Below are 19,367 nucleotides of genomic sequence, written 5' to 3'. Positions count from 1 at the left end.
AGACCGTTTCCGGTTCCGATTCCCTCGGTGCTTTCCAGGTTTACGCTTTCGCGTTTCCCTTTCCGGCGGTTCCAACTCTATCAGCGTTTTTCCGTCCCCCTGACCACCATTCAGCAGGCATGCCGAAAAGGACCCCGGGATAGGATCTGACGAGTTGAATGCTGCCGGGCGAGGACACTTGATCGCGTCGCTCCGCCCCAGGCAGGAGAACGACTGTACACGGGCCGTCGGAGCGGACGCAAATCGATTGCGCGGCCCTCCAGGGACGCCAACCGACGTCTCTCATACGGAACCGTCACTTCATATGACATACGCTGCTCAACAGTGTGCCGTCCGGGAACAGGCAGCGACGGCCCGTTTGAATCTCCACCCCGGGAGGCTTCCCTTGACCACCGTGACGTCCCCTCTCGCAGGACGCGCCATCGGACTGGCCGCCGTGCCGGATCCGGTCTTCTCCGGGGCCATGGTCGGCCCCGGAACCGCGATCGACCCCGTCCGTGAGCCCTCGGAGGCCGTCGCCCCCGTGACCGGCGTCATCGTCTCGCTCCACCCGCATGCCTTTGTCGTCGTCGATGACGAAGGACACGGTGTACTCACCCATCTCGGTATCGACACCGTGCAGCTCAACGGTGAGGGCTTCGAGCTGCTCGTCAACAAGGGCGACACCGTGACGCGTGGTCAGGCCGTGGTGCGCTGGAACCCGGCCGCCGTGGAAGCCGCCGGTAAGTCCCCGGTGTGCCCGATCGTGGCACTCGAAGCCACCGTCGGTTCTCTCTCCGGCCTTGTGGAGAACGGCGACGTGAAGGCTGGTGACAGCCTCTTCGGCTGGCAGTGACCGCAGCCCCGGTCCAGGACCGTAAGCAGGAAGCCCAATGCGGCGGCGGGACCCGCCGCACTATCGGAGACGGTGAGATGGTGACAACGCTGCGAGGCGTCGGCGTGAGCCACGGTGTGGCGATCGGCGAAGTTCGGCACATGGGAACGGCGGTGCTCGAACCGCCTGCGAAGCAGATCCCGGCGGAGGACGCGGATCGCGAACAGGGGCGTGCCCGCCAGGCCGTGGACGCCGTGGCGGCGGACCTGAACGCACGCGGCAATCTGGCGGGCGGCGAGGCCCAGGCGGTGCTTGAGGCGCAGGCCATGATGGCCCAGGACCCTGAACTGATGGCGGACGTGGATCGGCGTATCGCGGTCGGCAGTACGGCAGAGCGCGCGGTGTACGACGCGTTCGCCGCGTATCGCGCTCTCCTGGCGGGTGCCGGCGAGTACCTCGCCGGCCGTGTGGCCGACCTGGACGACGTGCGGAATCGTATCGTCGCCCGGCTTCTCGGGGTCCCCATGCCCGGTGTCCCCGACAGTGACGAGCCGTACGTCCTTATCGCCCGCGATCTCGCCCCCGCCGATACCGCGCTGCTGGACCCGACTCTGGTGCTCGGCTTCGTCACCGAGGAAGGCGGGCCGACCAGCCACAGCGCGATCCTGGCGCGGGCTCTCGGTGTCCCCGCTGTGGTGGCGTTGCCCGGTGCGGGTGAGCTCGCCGAGGGCACGGTGATCGCGGTGGACGGCAGCACCGGGGAGATCTTCGTCGAACCCAGTGCGGAGAAGAAGGCCGAGTTGCGGGCGGCAGCGGCCGAGCGCAAGGCGGCGCTGGCAGCCTCGACCGGGCCGGGTGCCACCTCGGACGGTCACAAGGTGCCACTGCTGGCGAACGTCGGCGGGCCCGCGGACGTACCGGCCGCCGTCGAGGCGGGGGCCGAGGGTGTCGGCCTCTTCCGTACCGAGTTCCTCTTTCTGGACGACAGCAAGAACGCGCCGTCCGAGGCAAAGCAGATCGAGGCGTACCGGCAGGTTCTTGAGGCGTTCCCGGAGGGGCGTGTCGTGGTCCGGGTGCTCGACGCGGGCGCGGACAAGCCGCTGGACTTCCTGACGCCGGCCGACGAGCCGAACCCGGCTCTGGGCGTGCGCGGTCTTCGGACGCTGCTCGACCACCCCGATGTGCTGCGTACGCAACTGACGGCGCTCGCGAAGGCCGCGGAGGGGCTGCCCGTCCACCTTGAGGTCATGGCTCCGATGGTCGCGGACCGGGCCGATGCCAAGGCGTTCGCGGACGCTTGCCGCGAGGCCGGGCTCCGGGCGAAGTTCGGTGCCATGGTGGAGATTCCGTCAGCCGCGCTGCGGGCGCGCTCGATCCTGCGGGAGGTCGAGTTCCTGTCTCTGGGAACCAACGACCTCGCGCAGTACACCTTCGCCGCCGACCGTCAGGTGGGTGCGGTCTCCCGTCTGCAGGATCCGTGGCAGCCCGCGCTGCTCGACCTGGTCGCGTTGTCCGCCGAGGCGGCGCGGGCCGAGGGCAAGAGCTGTGGGGTCTGTGGTGAGGCGGCGTCGGACCCGTTGCTCGCGTGTGTGCTGATCGGTCTGGGTGTCACCTCTCTTTCCATGGGTGCGGCCTCGATTCCTTATGTGCGGGCGTCGCTGGCGAAGTACACGCTGGCGCAGTGCGAGCGGGCCGCCACTGCGGCCCGGGCGGCGGACAGCGCCGACGAGGCTCGCGACGCCGCTCAGGCGGTGCTGTCGGGCGAGTAGTCGGCCGACGACTGCCGGTCAGTCGTTCGGACGGGGTCGGTGTGGACCGTTCGTCGGGCGAGGGGTGTTCCACTTCTGGTGGGCGCCCCTCGCCCGTTTCTCGTTCAGTGCGGGTGGCCCGTCGTGGGTTGCTCTCCTCCCAGGCCGGGAGGTGTGCAGTAGTCGACGTCCGATTCCGGGGAGATGAGGTCGCCTGATTCGGCATCGGTGCAGTAGGCGTCGAAGACCTCGCCGGCCGTCAGTGGCTCGACGCCGTTGCCGCGCAGGCGCCAGCCGTAGACGCGGTCGGTGGTGCCGGGAGCGGTGGTGCGCATGACGAGACCGCCGGGGCTCCGGGTGGCGAGGCCGAGAGCGAGGACCGTGGTGAATTCGAGGGCCTCGGCCTCGTCGAGTTCTTTGGCGCCCGCGCTGTCGTCGTCCGCGTGGAGAACGGCGAGGAGTGTCTCGGCCGGTGTCGTGACACTGCAGACGAGGTGCCTGTTTCCCGGTGGAGCGGTGTCGAGGATGCGGGCAACGAGGTCGGAGGCGCGGGCGAAGGCCGCGTGTCCGATGTCCTCACCGCAGGACGCGCAGGCGCCGATCCGGGCCAGGAGTGTGGCGGCGTACTCCCAGGTCGCCTGTCGGACGGCTTCGTCGACCAGGTACGGAAGCAGTTCGGCGAGAGGCCGGCCGTCGTACGGAACGGTCGGGCCCGTGGTGGCGAGTTCCGCTGTGAAGCGGGTGCGGCTGGACGGGGCGTCCGGGTCGAGGCCGGAGGCGACGCAGAATTCGGCGTACTCCTCGGGGTCGAAGAGCGCGACGGTGGTGTGGCTGCCCTGGGCGGCGAGGCTCTTCAGGAGAGCCTCCACCTCGTTGAGGTATGCCGTGTGGTTCTGGAAGGTGAAGGTGCGGTAGCGGCGCATCGCCCGGAAGTCGTGCTCGTCGGTGAGCAGGCCGATGGTGCCCGCGATCTCTCGTCGCAGAACGCGCCGCATGGTCGAGTGGCCGGTGTTCGTCATGGTTCCCCCTGCGTGCTGTCGATCAATGCTCACTCACAGTAACGGTGGGCACTGACAACGGCCCTCGGGTCAGGCGCGCTTGCGGGCCAGCTCCTCGTAGAAGCGCAACAGGTCCAGGTTGTCGATGGAGCCGGGGTTGACGGCTTTCTCCAGAGGGCTGCCCTGGAGGAGGCGCTTGACCGGGACCTCGATGCGTTTGCCGGTGAGGGTGTGCGGGATTCCGGGGACCTCGATGACCTCGTCGGGGACGTGGCGCGGGGAGAGCTGTTCGCGGATGGTCCGCTTGACGCGGTTCAGGAGGGCCTCGTCGAGGACGGCTCCGGGGGCGAGGTGGACGAAGAGCGGCATCCAGTACCCGCCGTCGGGCTGTTCGACGCCGATGACGAGGGATTCCTTGATCTCGGGGAGCCGTTCGACGGCTTCGTAGATGTCGGCCGAACCCATGCGTACGCCCTGGCGGTTGAGCGTTGAGTCGGAGCGGCCGTGGATGATCACTGAGCCGCGCGCGGTGAGGGTGATCCAGTCGCCGTGGCGCCACACTCCGGGATAGGTGTCGAAGTAACTGTCGTGGTAGCGGCTGCCGTCGGGGTCGTTCCAGAAGTGGATGGGCATGGACGGCATCGGGTTGGTGACCACGAGTTCGCCGACCTCGTCCACGAGAGGTCTTCCATCCGGGTCCCAGGACTGGAGGTCGGTGCCAAGTCCGGGCGCCTGGAGTTCGCCGATGTGCACCGGAAGGGTCGGCACGGCTCCTGCGAAGCAGGAGCACACGTCCGTGCCGCCGCTGACCGAGGCGATCCACATCTCGGGCCCGTTCGCCGCGAACTCGTCGTGCAGCCAGCGGAATCCGTCGGGGGGCAGTGGCGATCCGGTCGTGGCGACGCACTGCACCTTGGACAGGTCGAAATCCCTGGCGGGGTGCACGTCGGCCTTGCGGCAGGCCATGACGTACGCGGCGGAGGTGCCGAAGAGGGTCGCCCCCGTGCGTTCGGCGATCCGCCACTGGGCCCCTGTGTCGGGGTACCCGGGGCTGCCGTCGTAGAGGACGATCGTCGTGCCCGTCAGGAGGCCGGAGACGAGGAAGTTCCACATCATCCAGCCGGTGGACGTGTACCAGAAGAAGCGGTCCTCGGGCCCCAGGTCGCAGTGCAGGCCGAGTTGCTTGAGGTGCTCGACGAGGATGCCGCCCTGGGACTGGACGATGGCCTTGGGGAGGCCCGTCGTGCCCGAGGAGTAGAGCACCCACAGGGGGTGGTCGAAGGGGACCTGCTCGTAGGCGGGGGCCACGTCCGCGCGCGTGAGGGCGGACCATTCCAGGGCGCCTTCGGGGGGCTCGGTGCCCAGCAGGGGGATGTGGACGACGGCGCGCAGGGTGGGCAGTTCGCGGCGGAGTTCGGCGACCGTGTCACGGCGGTCGTGCTCCTTGCCGCCGTAGCGGTAGCCGTCGACGGTGAACAGGACGACCGGTTCGATCTGCTGGAAGCGGTCGAGGACGCTGCGGGCGCCGAAGTCGGGGGCGCAGGACGTCCATACGCCGCCGACGGCGGCGGTGGCGAGCAGAGCGACCACGGCTTGGGGAACGTTCGGGAGATAGCCGCTCACGCGGTCTCCCGGGCGCACTCCGAGCGTACGCAGCTCGGCGGCGAGGGAGCCGACCTGGCGGCGCAGCTCGGACCAGGTGACCGGGCGGGGTTCGTGGGTCTCGTCGACGTGCAGGAGGGCCGGTTCGTCCGCGCGGGTGTCGGCGGCGCGCAGGGCGTGCTCGGCGTAGTTGAGTTTCGCGCCGGGGAACCATTGCGCGCCGGGCATCGAGCGTTCGCCCAGCACGCGCGCGTAGGGCGTCGAGAAGCGGACGTCGAACCACTCGGTGACGGCTTGCCAGAAGGTGTCGAGGTGGTCCACTGACCAGCGGTGCAGGGCCGCGTAGCCGCCGTCGGCGGGGGCTCCGTGCCGTTCGGCCGCCCACGCCTGGAACCTGGTGATCCGAGCCCGGGCGATGCGTTCCGGGTCGGGCTGCCAGAGAGGCGTGGGGTTCGTGGTGGACATGGGGCGGCTCCCGGACTGTGCGCGTGACACGACTGCCTCGGACCATGCCATCTGATCGACTCGGGCACCAGGGCGCGCCGCGCGGGGGCCGTGTCGTGGAGATGAAAATGTGCCCCCTACCAGGGTGAACGGCTGCTGAACAGTGCTCCTGTCGGGTGAAGTCGGTGGCAGGCTGAGCAGCATGGATGGTCGTGACCTGGTGCGTTCGGTGAAGGCGGTCGGTTCGGCGGGTGCGGCTCAGGGGCTGCGTACCGTGCGGGCCGCCTGGCGCCGCAGGCGTGTCGACGCCGCCGGGTTGCCGCCGCGGGGTACCGAGCGCGCGCGGGTTCCCGGGCCCGTCGAGAGCGTGGAGCCGGGTCCCGGTGGTGGTGTCGTCCGGTTCGCGAGATCCGAGCTGCGGATCGCTGTCGCCGTCAACGGGGCGGTCTTCTGGGGCTGGGACGGGGCCGGTCCCGAGCCGTCGTACGCGCTCGCCGGCAACGGTCCGGAGCCGGATCCCCGTGCCTCGCTGGAGCCGGACACGGACGGTGGCTGGCGGGTCGTGGCCGAGCGGGTGACGGTCGTGGTGTCGCGGCACGGTGCGGTGGAGGTGCTGACCCCCGGAGGGGTGAGTCTGCGGCGAGAGCTGCCGCCCCGCTGGTGGGAGCCCGTGGACGGTGGCACGAGCCGCTGGACGCAGCGTTCCGAGGTGGCCGCGGACGCGCGGTTCTTCGGGCTCGGCGGGCGCGCCTCGGGGCCCCGGCTGCGCGATGGGACGTACCGCCTGTGGAACACGGATCCCCGTCGCGCCTTCGGTCCCGGCGAGGATCCGCTGTCCATCACCATGCCGGTGCAGCTGGTGGTGGCCGACGCGGCGACCCATCTGGTGTTCCAGGACACCTCCTGGGACGGGACGGTGACGCTGCGGGAGGGTGAGGAGGGCGCGGGTTCGGGGCATGACCGGGCCGGCACGTCCGAGCTGCGGATGGACGGCGGGCCGCTGCGCTGCTGGATCATGGTGGGCACTCCCGCGCGCGTGCTGCACACCTGGGCCACGCTCACGGGTGCGCCCGCTCTGCCGCCCTCGTGGGCGCTGGGCCACCATCACGCGCGGCGGGGTCTCGGCGGCGAGCAGGAGGTGCGGCGGATCGTCGCCGGCCACCAGGAGCGCGATCTGCCGCTCGACGCTGTGCATCTCGGCTCCGGCCACTTCGACGGGCACCAGGTGTTCACCGTCGACGGGGAACGGTTTCCGAAGCTGCCGACGCTCGCCGAGGATCTGCGGCGCGACGGCATACGGCTGGTGTCGGTCGTCGAGCCCGCGGTCAGGGCCGAGGCGGGCAACAGCGTGTACGACAGCGGGAACGCCGAGGACGTCTTCGTACGGGACGCGTCGGGGCGGCTCGTACGGGGGGTCGCGGGGTCCGGGGAGTCGGTCCTTCCCGACTTCACGCACGCGCGTGTGCGTGCCTGGTGGGGCCGGCTGCACGAGGAGCGGCTCGGGCAGGGGTTCGCCGGTTTCTGGCACGACAGGGACGAGCCCACGTCCTTCACCGCGTTCGGGGAGCCGACCCTGCCGCGTTCGGCCCGCCATGTCCTGGAGGGGCCCGGTGGCGACCATCGCGAGGCGCACAACGTGTACGGCCTGTGCATGGCGCGGGCCGCCTACGAGGGGCTGCGTGAACTGGCCCCGGAGGAGCGGCCGTTCATATTCTCCCGCTCCGGCTGGGCCGGTATGCAGCGTTACGGAGGGGCGTGGTCGGGGACAGTGGCGACCGGCTGGCCGGGGCTGCGGGCGTCGTTGTCGCTGGTCATGGGCCTCGGGCTGTGCGGGGTGCCCTACTCGGGCACCGATGTGGGCGGCTCCGGCGGGAGCCCGTCGCCCGAGCTGTATCTGCGGTGGCTCCAACTGGGCGCCCACCTGCCGCTGTTCCGCACGCGTGGGGAGCCCTGGGAGTTCGGTGCGGACGTCCTGGCACACGCGCGCGTGGTGCTCGCCGAACGCCGGCGTCTGATGCCGTACTTCATGACGCTGGCGCATCAGGCGCGCCTCACCGGTGCGCCCTATGTGCGGCCGTTGTGGTGGGGTGCGCCCGAGGAGCGGTCGCTGCGCGAGTGCGAGGACGCCTTCCTGCTGGGTGACTGTCTTCTGGTGGCGCCGGTGCTCGGTCCGGGGGCGGACCGGCGTGCGGTGCGGCTGCCGCGCGGGCGCTGGTACGACACGGTGACGGAGCGGGCGTACGAGGGGCCCGGGCAGGTGTTGGTCGACGCCCCCTTGTCGCGGATTCCGGTTCTCGCGCGCGCGGGTGCCGTGGTGCCCGTGCGGGGCGACGACGGTGGCCTGGAGCTGGAGGTGTGGGCGCCCGCCCGCGGGCGTACCGGGGGCGGGCTGCTGGTGCTGGACGCGGGTGACGGGTGGGCGGAGCCGGAGGTCGAGCGGTATGTCACGCGTTGGGAGGGGCGCCGGGTGGTCGTGGAACGGGACGGGGAGGACGGCGTGGTCGAGCCGTCCCGCCCCGTGCGTGTGCGCGGGCTCGGCGGGTCCTGAGGCGGGTCCTGAGGCGGCTCAGTAGCGGCCCTCGAACCAGGCGCGTGCGGCCACCGTGTGCAGTGGGAAGGCCAGTTCCTCGGGCCTGCGCAGCAGATGCCAGCCGTCGGTCTCGTCGGTGGCCGCGGACTGCGGGAGTTGGTCGGCGGGGCGTTCGGGCAGGGTTCCGAAGAGCAGCAGGTGGCCGTCGGGCGAGCTCAGCGCGTCGACGAGCCGGACGTCACGGCTCGCGGCCTCGATGCCTGTCTCCTCCCTCAGTTCCCGGACGAGGGCCTGTCGCCAGTCCTCGCCGTGGTCGACGTATCCGCCGGGCAGGGCGGTGCCTCCGCGCGCGGGGGCGATGGTTCGGGTGATGACGACCAGGGCGGTGCCCTTGGTGTCGTAGACGGGCTGGAGTGCAACCGCGACGGGCAGCGGGTTGCGGTAGGCCACGGAGCCGCAGGAGGGGCAGGTGCGGGGCCAGCCGGAAACGCCCTCTCCGTAGGGCGCTCCGCAGCTCGAACAGTGGGAGCCCGGCGCGGAGTTGTCAGTTGATAGTTGTTTTACGGACACGCGGCGGACTGTATCCGATCATGCGGACGGAGGCCTTCCGGGGCACCCGGGACCCGAGTTGCGGTAGAGGCGGCCGGGACCACCCCCGTGGACCCCGGCCGCCTCTACCGATACGACGACGCACGAAGGGCGTGTTCGGTTCTGTGCGACGGCTGCCCAATTCGATGGGGCCGTGCCACACTTCTGACGTTCCGTCAGATCCGGGTTTCTGGAGGGGATGTGGCACGCGTCCGTACGCCTGTGGTCGCCGGGTGGTTCACGGAGGACGGGGACGGTTTCCGGCTCCTCGGCACCCGATGCTCGGCCTGCGCCTCGGTCTTCTTCCCCCGTGAGGACGTCCACTGCCGCAATCCGGGGTGCCCGGGCGGCGAGTTGGACGAGGTGCCGCTGTCCACGCGCGGGCGCGTCTGGTCGTACACCGACGGCCGGTACCGACCTCCGTCACCCTATGTGACGGATCCGGAACTTCCGTGGGAGCCGTACGCGTTGATCGCTGTGGAGCTGGAGTCCGAGCGGATGGTGGTGCTGGGACAGGCGGCTCCCGGGGTCACCGTCGCCGATCTGACGGTGGGCATGGAGGTGGAGGTCGTCCCGGGGGTGCTCCACGAGGACGCGGAGACGACCTGGACGACCTGGCACTGGCGGCCGACGGGGGCGGTGGGATGAGCGGAGATGTGGCGGTGCTGGGTGTGGGCATGCACCCCTGGGGCAAGTGGGGGCGCGGCTTCGCCGAGTACGGCGCGAGTGCCGCGCGCACGGCACTCGCCGACGCGGGGATCGACTGGCGGGCCGTCGACTCGGTCGTGGGCGCGGACACCGTGCGCGGTGGCTATCCCGGGTATGTTGCGGGGGCGACGTTCGCCAAGGCGCTGGGCTGGCAGGGTGCCCGGGTGACCAGCGTGTACGCGGCGTGCGCGTCCGGGGCGCAGGCGGTCGCCGTCGCACGCGCGCAGATCCTCGCCGGGCTTGCCGAGGTGGTGCTCGTCGTGGGCGCGGACTCGGCACCGAAGGGGTTCTTCCGGCCGGCCGGCGGGGACCGGTCCGACGATCCGGACTGGCTGCGGTTCCGGATCCTGGGGGCGACGAATCCGACGTACTTCGGGCTGTACGCGCGGCGGCGAATGGCCGTGCACGGTGACACTCTGGAGGACTTCGCGCAGGTCAAGGTGAAGAACGCCGCTCTGGGGGCCCTCAATCCGAACGCCCGCTACCGCAGACGCGTCACCGCCGACGAGGTCGCCGCGTCCGCGGTGGTCGCCGATCCGCTGCGGCTGCTCGACATCTGCGCCACCTCGGACGGCGGAGCCGCCCTGGTGCTCACCGGCATGGAGTTCGCGCGCCGGCACGGGGTGGCGGAGCCGGTGCGGATCCGGGCGGTGTCCACGGTGACACCTCGCTACCCCACCACCGTGCTGGACCTGCCGGACATCGCCACGGACTCGGCGATGGCGGTGGAGCCGGCGGCCGGGACGTTCCGGGCGTCGATCGCGCGGGCGGCCTACGAGGAGGCGGGCATCGGCCCCGAGGATCTCTCCCTGGCCGAGGTCTACGACCTGTCCACGGCTCTGGAGTTGCAGTGGTACGAGGATCTGGGCCTGTGCGGTGAGGGTGAGGCGGCGAAGCTGCTGCGGGAGGGCGCGACAACCCTGGGCGGGCGCATACCCGTCAACACCAGCGGCGGCCTCGCCTCCTTCGGGGAGGCCGTGCCGGCGCAGGCCATCGCTCAGGTGTGCGAGCTGACCTGGCAGTTGCGGGGCGACTCCGGTGACCGGCAGGTCGCACGGGCCAGGGTGGGCATCACGGCCAACCAGGGCCTGTTCGGGCACGGTTCCTCGGTGATCGCGGTGCGGTGAGGCGCGGGCGCCGGGGCGGATCGCACGGGTGTGCTCCGGCCCGAAACCTCCACGCTGTGTGACCAACCCGGAATCATGCGTGAACACCTCGTGAACTGGGCCCAGGGGAAGGGCGGGGGCGCGATCATGCTCCCGTGCCCTCCTGGACGGACGCTCTCCGTTTCGCGTTCCAGCCGGTCGTCAACCTGACGACCGGCGGCGTGGCGGCGCTGGAGGTGCTGGCCCGGCCCGAGAGCGGAGACATCCTCGCGCGGGCTCGCCGTGACCCCGGACTCGACGGCCGGCTGGCCGCCTTGGCGGTGCGGGCGGCGGCCGGCCGTGGGACGCCGCTGCCGCTCCACGTCAACGCGTTCGCCGGCACCCTCGCCGATCTCGGCGGGCTCGCAGACCTGTACGACGCCGTACGGGAGGCGGGCCGGCTGCCGTGGGAGGTGACGGTCGACATAGGCCCGCCCTTCACCCATGTGCCGCAGCGGGCGCTGCTGGAGGCGGTGGCCGTGCTGCGGAGCCAGGGCTTCCGGATCTGTGCGGACGGCGTCGGCGACGGGGACGTACCGCTGCGGCTGCTCACGGATCTGGCCCCCGACCTGGTGAAGCTCGACGCGTCCCTGCTGGCCCGCCCGGCGGCGGTGCGGGCGATGCGGACGCTGTGCGAACACCTGGGCGCGCTGCTGTCGGTGGAGGGCGTGGAGACCGAACTGCAGTGCGCCGCCGCGGTGTCGGCCGGGGCTCAACTGGCCCAGGGCGAGTTGTTCGCCCCGCCGGCCAGACTTCCGGTGGTGGACGTGTACGTACCGCCGGTCTCCCCCGGGACGGTCGCAGCGCCTCGTTCCGGGCCGTCGGTGCGGCAGTTCGTGCGGCCCGCCGCACTGCTGCCGGCGGACGCGTCGGCGGGCCGGGTGCGGGCGCTGCTGACCGGGTCGCCCGATGTGTCCGGGGTGGTGCTCGTGGACGAGGGGGGTGTGCCCGTCCGGTCGGTGCACCGGTCCCGGTTCCTGCTGTCGATGTCGGGGCGCTACGGGCATGCCCTGTACGCCGACCGGCCCGCCGCCAAGCTCTGCGACCCGCCGCGCACGATCGGCGCCGACGCGACCGCCTGGGAGGTCCTGGACGTCCTCGCGGACGGTGACCTGGACCGTACGTCCGACGACGTGGCGGTTGTCGACCGGTTCGGGCGGTGCGTGGGCGTCGTACGGCTGGCGGATCTCGTACGGGCGCTCGCCGAGAGCCGGGTCGAGGAGGCGGCGGGACTCAATCCGCTGACGCGGCTGCCCGGTTCGGACGCGATCACCTGGGAGGTGGACCGACGGATCGCGGATGGGCGGGAGTTCGCACTGAGCTGGCTGGACGTCGACCACTTCAAGCGGGTCAACGACGGCGCCGGGTTCGCGGCCGGTGACGAGCTGATCCGGTCGGTGGGGCGGGCGTTGTCCCAGGCGGCGTCCGGCGACACGCGCGTGGGGCACATCGGAGGGGACGACTTCCTGGTGCTCGCGGACCCGGAGGGCCTCGATCCGCCGGCGTCGGCCGTGCTCGACGCGCCCTGGTCCGCCGGCGGACACGCCGTCACGCTGTCCCTGGCGACGGTCCTGTGCGTGCCGGGCAGCGTCATGGACCACCGGGAGGCCGCCGCGTTCCTCGCACCGCTGAAGCAGGCGGCGAAGTCCCTCGACGGGGCGAGCTGGGTGATCGGACGGGCGGGCCTGCCCGGGCACGAGATCCGGCGGGGTTCTCGGGTGAAACCAGCCCAGGCGGGGTGAGCCCGGCGCGACGAGCCGCCTCGGCCGGGAAGCCGCCGCGGGATGCCCGCCACCGCGTCTCCCGGTGAACGCGCGCCGCGAAACCATTGCCGTCGCCGACCTTGACGCCCACAGGGAGCCGCAGAACACTTCCGGTGTCGGTCGGCATCGCCGCACATTCTCGGCGTATTGGGACAACGCGCCGTGCGGGCCCTCCTGAGCCACGGGCCCTCCCCCGCGCGCGATTCGGCTGCCGCAGCACGCTCGTCACGGACACCGGGTGGGCGCGGGAGACCCCCGCCCCCGGCCGAAGCAGCCATCGCAACGCACTCCGCGAGGCCGTCCGGGGCCGGATCGCACCGGGCACGGGCCCGGGGCCGCGGACTTCCGGAGCCTTCCACGAAGGGGACGTCATGACGGACAGGTTCGTCGCCGCGATCGACCAGGGCACCACGTCCAGCCGCTGCATCGTCTTCGACCGGGACGGCGCGATCGTCGCCGTCGACCAGCGCGAGCACCGCCAGATCTTCCCCAGGCCCGGCTGGGTGGAACACGACGCCACCGAGATCTGGTCGAAGGTCCAGGCGGTGGTCGCGGGCGCGCTCGCCAAGGCCGGGCTGCGCGCCGACGAGGTCAGCGCGCTCGGTATCACCAACCAGCGCGAGACCACGGTCCTGTGGGACCGCGCCACGGGCAAGCCGGTTCACAACGCGATCGTCTGGCAGGACACACGAACGGCGGACCTCTGCCGCGAACTCGGGGGCGCCGACGGGCAGGACCGGTTCCGCGAGCGGACCGGGCTGCCACTGGCCAGCTACTTCTCGGGCCCCAAGGCGGCCTGGCTGCTGGACAACGTGCCGGGGCTGCGCGCCCGCGCCGAGCGCGGCGAGATCGCCTTCGGCACCATCGACTCCTGGCTGATCTGGAACCTGACGGGCGGCACGGACGGCGGACGGCACGTCACCGATGTGACCAACGCCGGCCGCACCATGCTGATGGACCTGGAGACCCTCCAGTGGGACACGTCCATCCTGGCCGCGATGAACGTCCCCGAGAAGATGCTTCCCGAGATCAGGTCCTCCTCAGAGGTGTACGGCACCGCGGTGGGCCCGCTCGCGGGCGTCCCTGTGGCCTCCGCGCTGGGCGACCAGCAGGCCGCTGTGTTCGGCCAGGCCTGCTACGACGTGGGGACGGCGAAGAACACGTACGGCACCGGCAGTTTCCTGCTCCTCAACACCGGGACCCGGCCCGTCCCCTCGAAGAACGGTCTGCTCACCACGATGGGCTACAAGATCGGCGGTGAGCCTCCCGTCTACTGCCTCGAAGGGTCCATCGCGGTCACCGGGGCGCTCGTGCAGTGGTTCCGCGACCAGCTCGGCATCATCCGTACCGCCGACGAGATCGAGACGCTCGCCGCGAGCGTCGACGACAACGGCGGCGCGTACATCGTGCCCGCGTTCTCCGGCCTGTTCGCGCCCTACTGGCGTTCCGACGCGCGCGGGGTGGTCACCGGTCTCACGCGGTACGTCACCAAGGGGCATCTGGCGCGCGCGGTGCTGGAGGCCACGAGCTGGCAGACGCGGGAGGTGGTGGACGCCATGTTCCAGGACTCCGGGGTGGCCATCACGACCCTGAAGGTGGACGGCGGCATGACGAAGAACGGCCTGCTGATGCAGCACCAGGCGGACGTCCTCGGGGTGCCGGTGATCCGGCCGAGGATCTCCGAGACAACCTGTCTGGGAGCGGCTTACGCGGCCGGGCTGGCGACCGGGGTGTGGAGCGGCCTCGACGAGCTGAAGTCGCACTGGCGCGAGGACGTCGAGTGGACACCCGCCATGGAGACGTCGGTCCGCGACCGTGAGTACCGCAACTGGCGCAAGGCCGTGGAGAAGAGCTTCGGCTGGGAGGACGACGGCCGGGGCTAGAGCCTCCGCCCCAGGGCACCTCCACGCGCGCGTGTGCCTCGCCACGCGCGAGTACGCGCCTCCACGCGCGTGTGTGCCCGCAAGGACCGCGGCCCGTACCCCGGTCGGCGGGGGTACGGGCCGTGCCTGTGGGCAAGGAGACGGGCCGTCAGGTGGTGACGGGCGCGCGGCGGTCGGCCGCGTACGACATCGCGTGCTTGACGACTCCGATGAGGACCTCCTTGACCGACTCCCGGTTGCGCGCGTCGCACAGCACGAGCGGCACGTTGGGGTCGAGATCGAGCGCCGCCCGGACGGACTCCGAGGGATAACGGGCCGCTCCGTCGAAGCAGTTGACGCCGACCAGGAACGGGATGGAACGGCGCTCGAAGTAGTCGACGGCGGCGAAGCTGTCCTCCAGGCGGCGGGTGTCGGCGAGGACGACCGCGCCCAGCGCGCCGGTGGCGAGCTCGTCCCACAGGAACCAGAAGCGGTCCTGTCCGGGCGTCCCGAAGAGGTACAGCACAAGGTCCTCGCGGAGCGTGATCCGGCCGAAGTCCATGGCCACGGTGGTGGTGTTCTTGCCCTCCACCCCTCTGGTGTCGTCGACCGGACGGCCCGCCTCGGTGAGCAGTTCCTCCGTGCGCAGCGGTTTGATCTCGCTGACCGCGCCGACGAGGGTCGTCTTGCCCGCGCCGAACCCGCCGGCCACGAGGATCTTGAGCGTGACGGGCTCGACCGGGGGCTTGCCGCGCTCAGAACGCCCGAAGATCATCGGTCTCTTCTCCTGCTTGTTCGGGGTCGGTCGGCGGTGGGCCGTAGCCCCCGCCGCCTGGGGTTTCCACGGCCGTACGGGCGGCCTTGGCGGACTTCCGGGAATCGCCGCGGAGTTCCGCGTACGCCTGTGACATGGGTGAGGATCCCGCCCCGATCGGCCCGATGCCGTCGGCCTGTCACGTCTCCACTCCGCTTCCGCGCCGCTCAGAGCGCCCGGAGGCCGTCGATGACATCACGCAGAATATTCTCGTCCACCAACTGGGCGGGGGGCACGGGACGCGTCACATGGACCATTTCCTCGTCCACGAGGTCCCCGATGAGGACCCGCACCACGCCGATGGGGAGGTTGAGTTCGGCAGCGAGTTCGGCGACCGACTGGGGGGCGTCGCGGCAGAGTTCGACGATGTCCACGTGTTCCGGGGACAGCGTGTGATCCGCTTCCGGGTCGTCCGCGTGCGCCTCCGTGACCACCACCGCGATCAGGTCCAGGCGGTGCTGGGCCGAGTGGCTGGTGCGGCCTCGTGTCATGGCGTACGGACGAACGACAGGTCCCGCCTCGTCGTCGAACCAGTGGCTGCTGGGCTGGCCGTCTCCGCTCATGTCATCCCACTACCCGCCCGCGGGCAGATCGGTGCGCGGAGCAGCCGCCAGATGCACACCGACACGCTTCACCAGGAGGGTCATCTCGTAGGCGACCTGGCCCACGTCCGAGTCGGCGTCCGAGAGCACGGCCAGGCAACTGCCGTCCCCGGCCGCCGTCACGAACAGAAAGGCGTCGTCGAGTTCGACGACCGTCTGACGGACGCTGCCGGCGTCGAAGTGCCGTCCCACGCCCTTGGCGAGGCTGTGGAATCCGGAGGCGACGGCGGCCAGGTGCTCACTGTCCTCCCGGCTGAGGTCTCTGGAGACCCCGGTGGGCAGTCCGTCGCCGGAGAGCACCAGCGCTCTGCGGATGCTGGCGACCCGGTCGACGAGGTCGTCGAGGAGCCAGTTGAGCTCCCCCGCCGCCTTGTCACCCTTGGTCTGGCCGATCGCCTTCGGTGCGGTCATCGACCGTCCCCCTTACTCGTTCCTTGCGCTGTGCCGCCCTGGGCGTTGTCGCCCCCGGCGTTCTCGTCACGTCCTCGCTGCCAGCCGCGCTGTAGCGAGGCCATGCGGCTGCGGACCTCGTCGGCGTCGCGGTCGAAGGGGTCGGCCCCGTCCTGGGGACGTGGCTTCGTCCGTTCCGCGCGCCGCTCGGGGCCGTCCCTCAACTGCGGGGCCAGGTTGGCCTGGCGTACGCGGCGGGGCAGCCCCGCCGTACCGGACTCGGCGGGATCGGCCGCCGCGCCGGGACGGGCGGGGGTCCCGGCGGAGCCGCCGCGTCGGCCGCGCTGCGGGAGTGCCGGTGCCTCCGGTGGCAGGCCGCCGCCGAGGCCGTTGCGGCCGGTGTCCGCCCAGCCGCCGACGCCACGGGCGGGCGCGTCGGTACGGCCGCCGGCGGACCGGTCCCCGAAGAGCGGGGCAGGCATGTCCGTTCGGTCCGGGAAGCCTCTGGATCCCGTCGGCTCCGTACGGTCGTCGAGGCCCCGGCCGGTGGTTTCCCCTCTGCCCTCCCAGCGCCGCACCGATGACTCCGTACGGTCGCCGAAGCCTTCGCCGCGGTCCCCGCGATCCGCTTCGCGGCGGATCGCGGTCTCGCCCCGGCGGCGGGCCGGGAGCGGGGCCAGTGTGTCCTGGCCCGCCGGGACCGCACCGTCCGCGGGCTGCTCGTCCAGCGCCTGCTGGCCGCGCCGGGACGGCTGTTCGGTGACCGGACGGCCGTGGGAGCTGACCAGCTTGGGGGTGCGGCGGCGCGGCAGTGTCGCGGGGTCTCCCGGCCGGCCGGCCGCGCCGCCGGGAGCGCCCCAGCCCACGGAAGGCTGCTGGTGCCGGTCGCCGGGCAGGCCGGTCGTCTCGCCCGTCGTCGCGGGGGTCGGGCGGTGCGGCCGGGAAGGTACGACGTGGTCGCCGTCGGCGTCGCCGAAGGGCCCGGAGAAGTCGCTGAGGGCGTCCAGGTCGACCGGCGCCCCCAGTTCGACCGGCCCGTCGATGAGCGAGGCGGGCAGGCCGGGCAGGCGTACGGGGGCGGCGGAGAGCGCGGCCCGGCGGCCCTCCTCGAACTCGGCCTCCTTGGAGGGCTGGGCGCGGTCGAGGCGGAAGCCGATGCCGTTGGTGTCCGGGATGTCGTCCGTGAGGAGTGCGTCGGGGACGAAGACGACAGCCGTGGTGCCGCCGTACGGGGACGGCTGGAGGGAGACCCGGACGTTCTGCCGCTGGGCGAGCCGGCTGACGACGAACAGGCCGAGCCGGTCCGTGTCGGACAGTTCGAACTCGGGTGTCTCGGCGAGCCGCAGATTGGCGTCGAGCAGTGCTTCGGCCGCCATGCCCAGGCCCCGGTCGTGGATCTCCAGGGTGAATCCGTTGGCGACCCGTTCGCCCAGCACCTGGATGGCCGTGTGCGGGGGCGAGAACACCGTGGCGTTCTCCAGGAGTTCGGCCACGAGGTGGGTCAGGTCGGCGACGGCCGGTCCGGTGACGGCCATCCTCGGCAGCCTGCGGACCTCGATGCGCTCGTAGTCCTCGACCTCGGCGACGGCCGCGCGTACGACGTCCATCAACTGGACGGGTTTGCGCCACTGCCGGGAGGGGGCGGCCCCGGAGAGGATCACCAGGCCCTCGGCGTGCCGGCGCATACGGGTGGTCAGGTGGTCGAGCCGGAACAGGTCGGCGAGTTCGTCGGTGTCCTCGGTCCGGCGTTCCATGGTGTCGAGCAGGGTGAGCTGCTTGTGCAGGAGGACCTGGCTGCGCCGGGCGAGGTTGACGAAGACCTCCGAGACCCCGGAGCGGAGTTCGGCCTGTTTGACGGCGGCCTCGACGGCGGCGCGCTGAAGGGTGTTGAGGGCCTGGCCGACCTCGCCGATCTCGTTCCTGTCGTACTCCAGGCGCGGGACCTCGGTCTCCACGTCGACCTGCTCACCGGCCGACAGCCGGCGCATCACGCTGGGCAGCCGGACACCGGATGCCTCGTGGGCCTCCAGGCGGAGTTGCCGCAGGTCGCGGATGAGGGTGCGGCCGATGCGCACGGACAGGAAGACCGAGACCAGCAGGGCGACCAGTCCGAGGACGCCGGCGACGACGGCCTGGACGATGACGTCCGTGACGACCGGCTGGATCCGGTCCTGGTAGCGGTCGGCCGACTCGTCGTTGAGCGTACTGAGTCCGTCGAGGACGTCGCCCGCCGTGGTGTCCCAGCTCTTGGCCGTGACGCCCCGCGGCCTGCCGGACTCGGTCCCGATGACGGCCTGTTCGGCCGCCCGGAGCGGTGCGGTGGAGGCGCTCTTCCAGAACCGCTCGTACCGGCCGCGGTCCGCCTGCGGGAGCAGTGGCAGACTCACGTCGTACATGACGGTGCGCTGTGCCACGAGGTCGGAGACGGCACGCGACTCGTCGCGGGTGACCTTGCCGGCGACCAGGGCCGAGCCGAGCAAGGCGTCCTCGCGGGAGAGGAGTTCACGGGCGCGGGCGATGTTGACGAGGGCGCGGGCCTGCTTGTCCATCTCCAGGTTGTCGATGATGTGGAGGTTGGCCAGCAGGGCGTAGCAGGGGTCGACCAGATTGCTGTAGAGACGGAGGGCCTGGGTCCGGGTGACGGTGCCCTCCTCGATGCCGCGGCGCAGCGCGCCGATGCCGTCGAAGGCCTCCAGGACCGCGGTGAGCCGCTCGCTGTCGCTGTCGCTGATCGAGTTGCGCACACCGGCTTTGTCGGCGTTGTCGCGGATCTTGGCGATGACGTCGTCGGTGGCGGTGCGGCTGCGCCGCAGGGCCGCCAGCGCGTCGGAGGCACGGGGATCGGCCAGGTAGACGAGGGTCTGGCGGCGCTCCTGCTGAAGCACGCGTACAGCGTCCTCGGTGGGGTAGCTGACCTTCTCCACGACCGACGACACATTGAACAGGTCGGCCGCCTCACGGCCCGTGAGCACCGTGGCGAAGCCCCAGATCGCGGTGAGTGACACCAGCGGCACGAGGAGCAGCGCCACGATCTTCCGGCGGATGGACTTCCCGCGAAAGCGCATGGACTCCCCCAGCTTGCCCCCGACGACTCGGGGGTACACATGTGCGTCAATAATCGGCGTGAGCCTACTACTGACCCAGGGATAACTCGAAGACCAGTCTGCGGTCTGAACTGCTGTTCTATGGGCGAGACATGGCGAGTTGTCCGATCATTACGGGAGATTGCCTCCTGCAATCCGGAGTCGACATCGTGACGGCACCCACCGGTCAACTCGGGCGTTTGGCTGGATTTTTTCGTTTTACGGGAATCTTCGAGACACGTCGAGCGTCTTTGTACACGGGAGTTGGGTGGCGGG

Annotated in this window: 14 protein-coding genes; 7 read left to right on the top strand and 7 right to left on the bottom strand. The window is 71.3% G+C overall.

Annotated features, from left to right (window positions below; genetic code table 11):
- Positions 1-385: 385 nt before the first annotated feature.
- Together AOK08_RS05725 and ptsP are read left to right on the top strand one after the other, a co-directional pair.
- Positions 386-835 carry a PTS sugar transporter subunit IIA gene (locus tag AOK08_RS05725; RefSeq protein ID WP_055524261.1) on the top strand — a complete coding sequence of 150 codons (450 nt, stop codon included), beginning with the start codon at positions 386-388 and terminating at the stop codon, positions 833-835.
- Positions 836-912: 77 nt separating this feature from the next.
- Positions 913-2,583 carry a phosphoenolpyruvate--protein phosphotransferase gene (gene ptsP / locus AOK08_RS05720; RefSeq protein WP_055524259.1) on the top strand — a complete coding sequence of 557 codons (1,671 nt, stop codon included), beginning with the start codon at positions 913-915 and terminating at the stop codon, positions 2,581-2,583.
- A 104-nt stretch (positions 2,584-2,687) separates the two neighbouring features.
- Here ptsP and AOK08_RS05715 read toward each other — a convergent pair whose 3' ends face one another.
- A complete protein-coding gene (locus AOK08_RS05715) occupies positions 2,688-3,581 on the bottom strand; it encodes a hypothetical protein (protein WP_055524257.1) in 894 nt (297 codons plus the stop codon).
- Between the two features lie 69 nt (positions 3,582-3,650).
- A complete protein-coding gene (locus AOK08_RS05710; protein ID WP_055524254.1) occupies positions 3,651-5,627 on the bottom strand; it encodes an acetoacetate--CoA ligase in 1,977 nt (658 codons plus the stop codon).
- 181 nt (positions 5,628-5,808) lie between these two features.
- On the opposite strand from AOK08_RS05710, the gene AOK08_RS05705 reads away from it, so the two are divergent.
- On the top strand, positions 5,809-8,154 hold the full coding sequence (locus tag AOK08_RS05705) for a glycoside hydrolase family 31 protein (RefSeq protein ID WP_055524252.1): 2,346 nt from the start codon (positions 5,809-5,811) through the stop codon (positions 8,152-8,154).
- An 18-nt stretch (positions 8,155-8,172) separates the two neighbouring features.
- On the opposite strand, the gene AOK08_RS05700 is transcribed toward AOK08_RS05705, so the two are convergent.
- A complete protein-coding gene (locus AOK08_RS05700; RefSeq protein ID WP_055524250.1) occupies positions 8,173-8,706 on the bottom strand; it encodes an NUDIX domain-containing protein in 534 nt (177 codons plus the stop codon).
- Between the two features lie 240 nt (positions 8,707-8,946).
- Here AOK08_RS05700 and AOK08_RS05695 point away from each other — a divergent pair, with 240 nt between their 5' ends.
- The 4 genes from AOK08_RS05695 (at position 8,947) to glpK (ending at position 14,223) form a co-directional block, all read left to right on the top strand.
- On the top strand, positions 8,947-9,372 hold the full coding sequence (locus tag AOK08_RS05695) for a Zn-ribbon domain-containing OB-fold protein (protein ID WP_055524248.1): 426 nt from the start codon (positions 8,947-8,949) through the stop codon (positions 9,370-9,372).
- Entirely contained in the window at positions 9,369-10,559 is a 1,191-nt protein-coding gene (locus AOK08_RS05690; RefSeq protein WP_055524246.1) for a lipid-transfer protein, read from the top strand. Before AOK08_RS05695 ends, AOK08_RS05690 begins: the two co-directional genes overlap by 4 nt.
- A gap of 134 nt (positions 10,560-10,693) precedes the next feature.
- The gene (locus tag AOK08_RS05685) at positions 10,694-12,319 is read left to right on the top strand and encodes a GGDEF domain-containing protein (RefSeq protein ID WP_055524244.1); all 1,626 of its coding nucleotides are present in this window, start codon (positions 10,694-10,696) and stop codon (positions 12,317-12,319) included.
- 392 nt (positions 12,320-12,711) lie between these two features.
- Positions 12,712-14,223 (top strand): glycerol kinase GlpK, encoded by a 1,512-nt coding sequence (gene glpK, locus AOK08_RS05680; RefSeq protein ID WP_055524243.1) that lies wholly within the window; start codon positions 12,712-12,714, stop codon positions 14,221-14,223.
- A gap of 148 nt (positions 14,224-14,371) precedes the next feature.
- Here glpK and AOK08_RS05675 read toward each other — a convergent pair whose 3' ends face one another.
- The 4 genes from AOK08_RS05675 to AOK08_RS05660 form a co-directional block, all read right to left on the bottom strand.
- Positions 14,372-14,977, bottom strand: coding sequence for a GTP-binding protein (locus AOK08_RS05675; protein ID WP_055524241.1), 606 nt, complete (start codon positions 14,975-14,977; stop codon positions 14,372-14,374).
- Positions 14,978-15,183: 206 nt separating this feature from the next.
- Positions 15,184-15,579: a DUF742 domain-containing protein gene (locus AOK08_RS05670; RefSeq protein WP_055524239.1), complete on the bottom strand. Its 396-nt coding sequence runs from the start codon at positions 15,577-15,579 to the stop codon at positions 15,184-15,186.
- A 9-nt stretch (positions 15,580-15,588) separates the two neighbouring features.
- Positions 15,589-16,029 (bottom strand): roadblock/LC7 domain-containing protein, encoded by a 441-nt coding sequence (locus AOK08_RS05665; protein ID WP_055524237.1) that lies wholly within the window; start codon positions 16,027-16,029, stop codon positions 15,589-15,591.
- Positions 16,026-19,073, bottom strand: coding sequence for a sensor histidine kinase (locus tag AOK08_RS05660; RefSeq protein WP_055524265.1), 3,048 nt, complete (start codon positions 19,071-19,073; stop codon positions 16,026-16,028). Before AOK08_RS05660 ends, AOK08_RS05665 begins: the two co-directional genes overlap by 4 nt.
- Positions 19,074-19,367: the final 294 nt, after the last annotated feature.

The sequence above is a fragment of the Streptomyces graminilatus genome (assembly GCF_001418565.1).
GTDB lineage: Bacteria > Actinomycetota > Actinomycetes > Streptomycetales > Streptomycetaceae > Streptomyces > Streptomyces graminilatus.
This window is presented reverse-complemented; position numbering and strand designations above follow the sequence as displayed.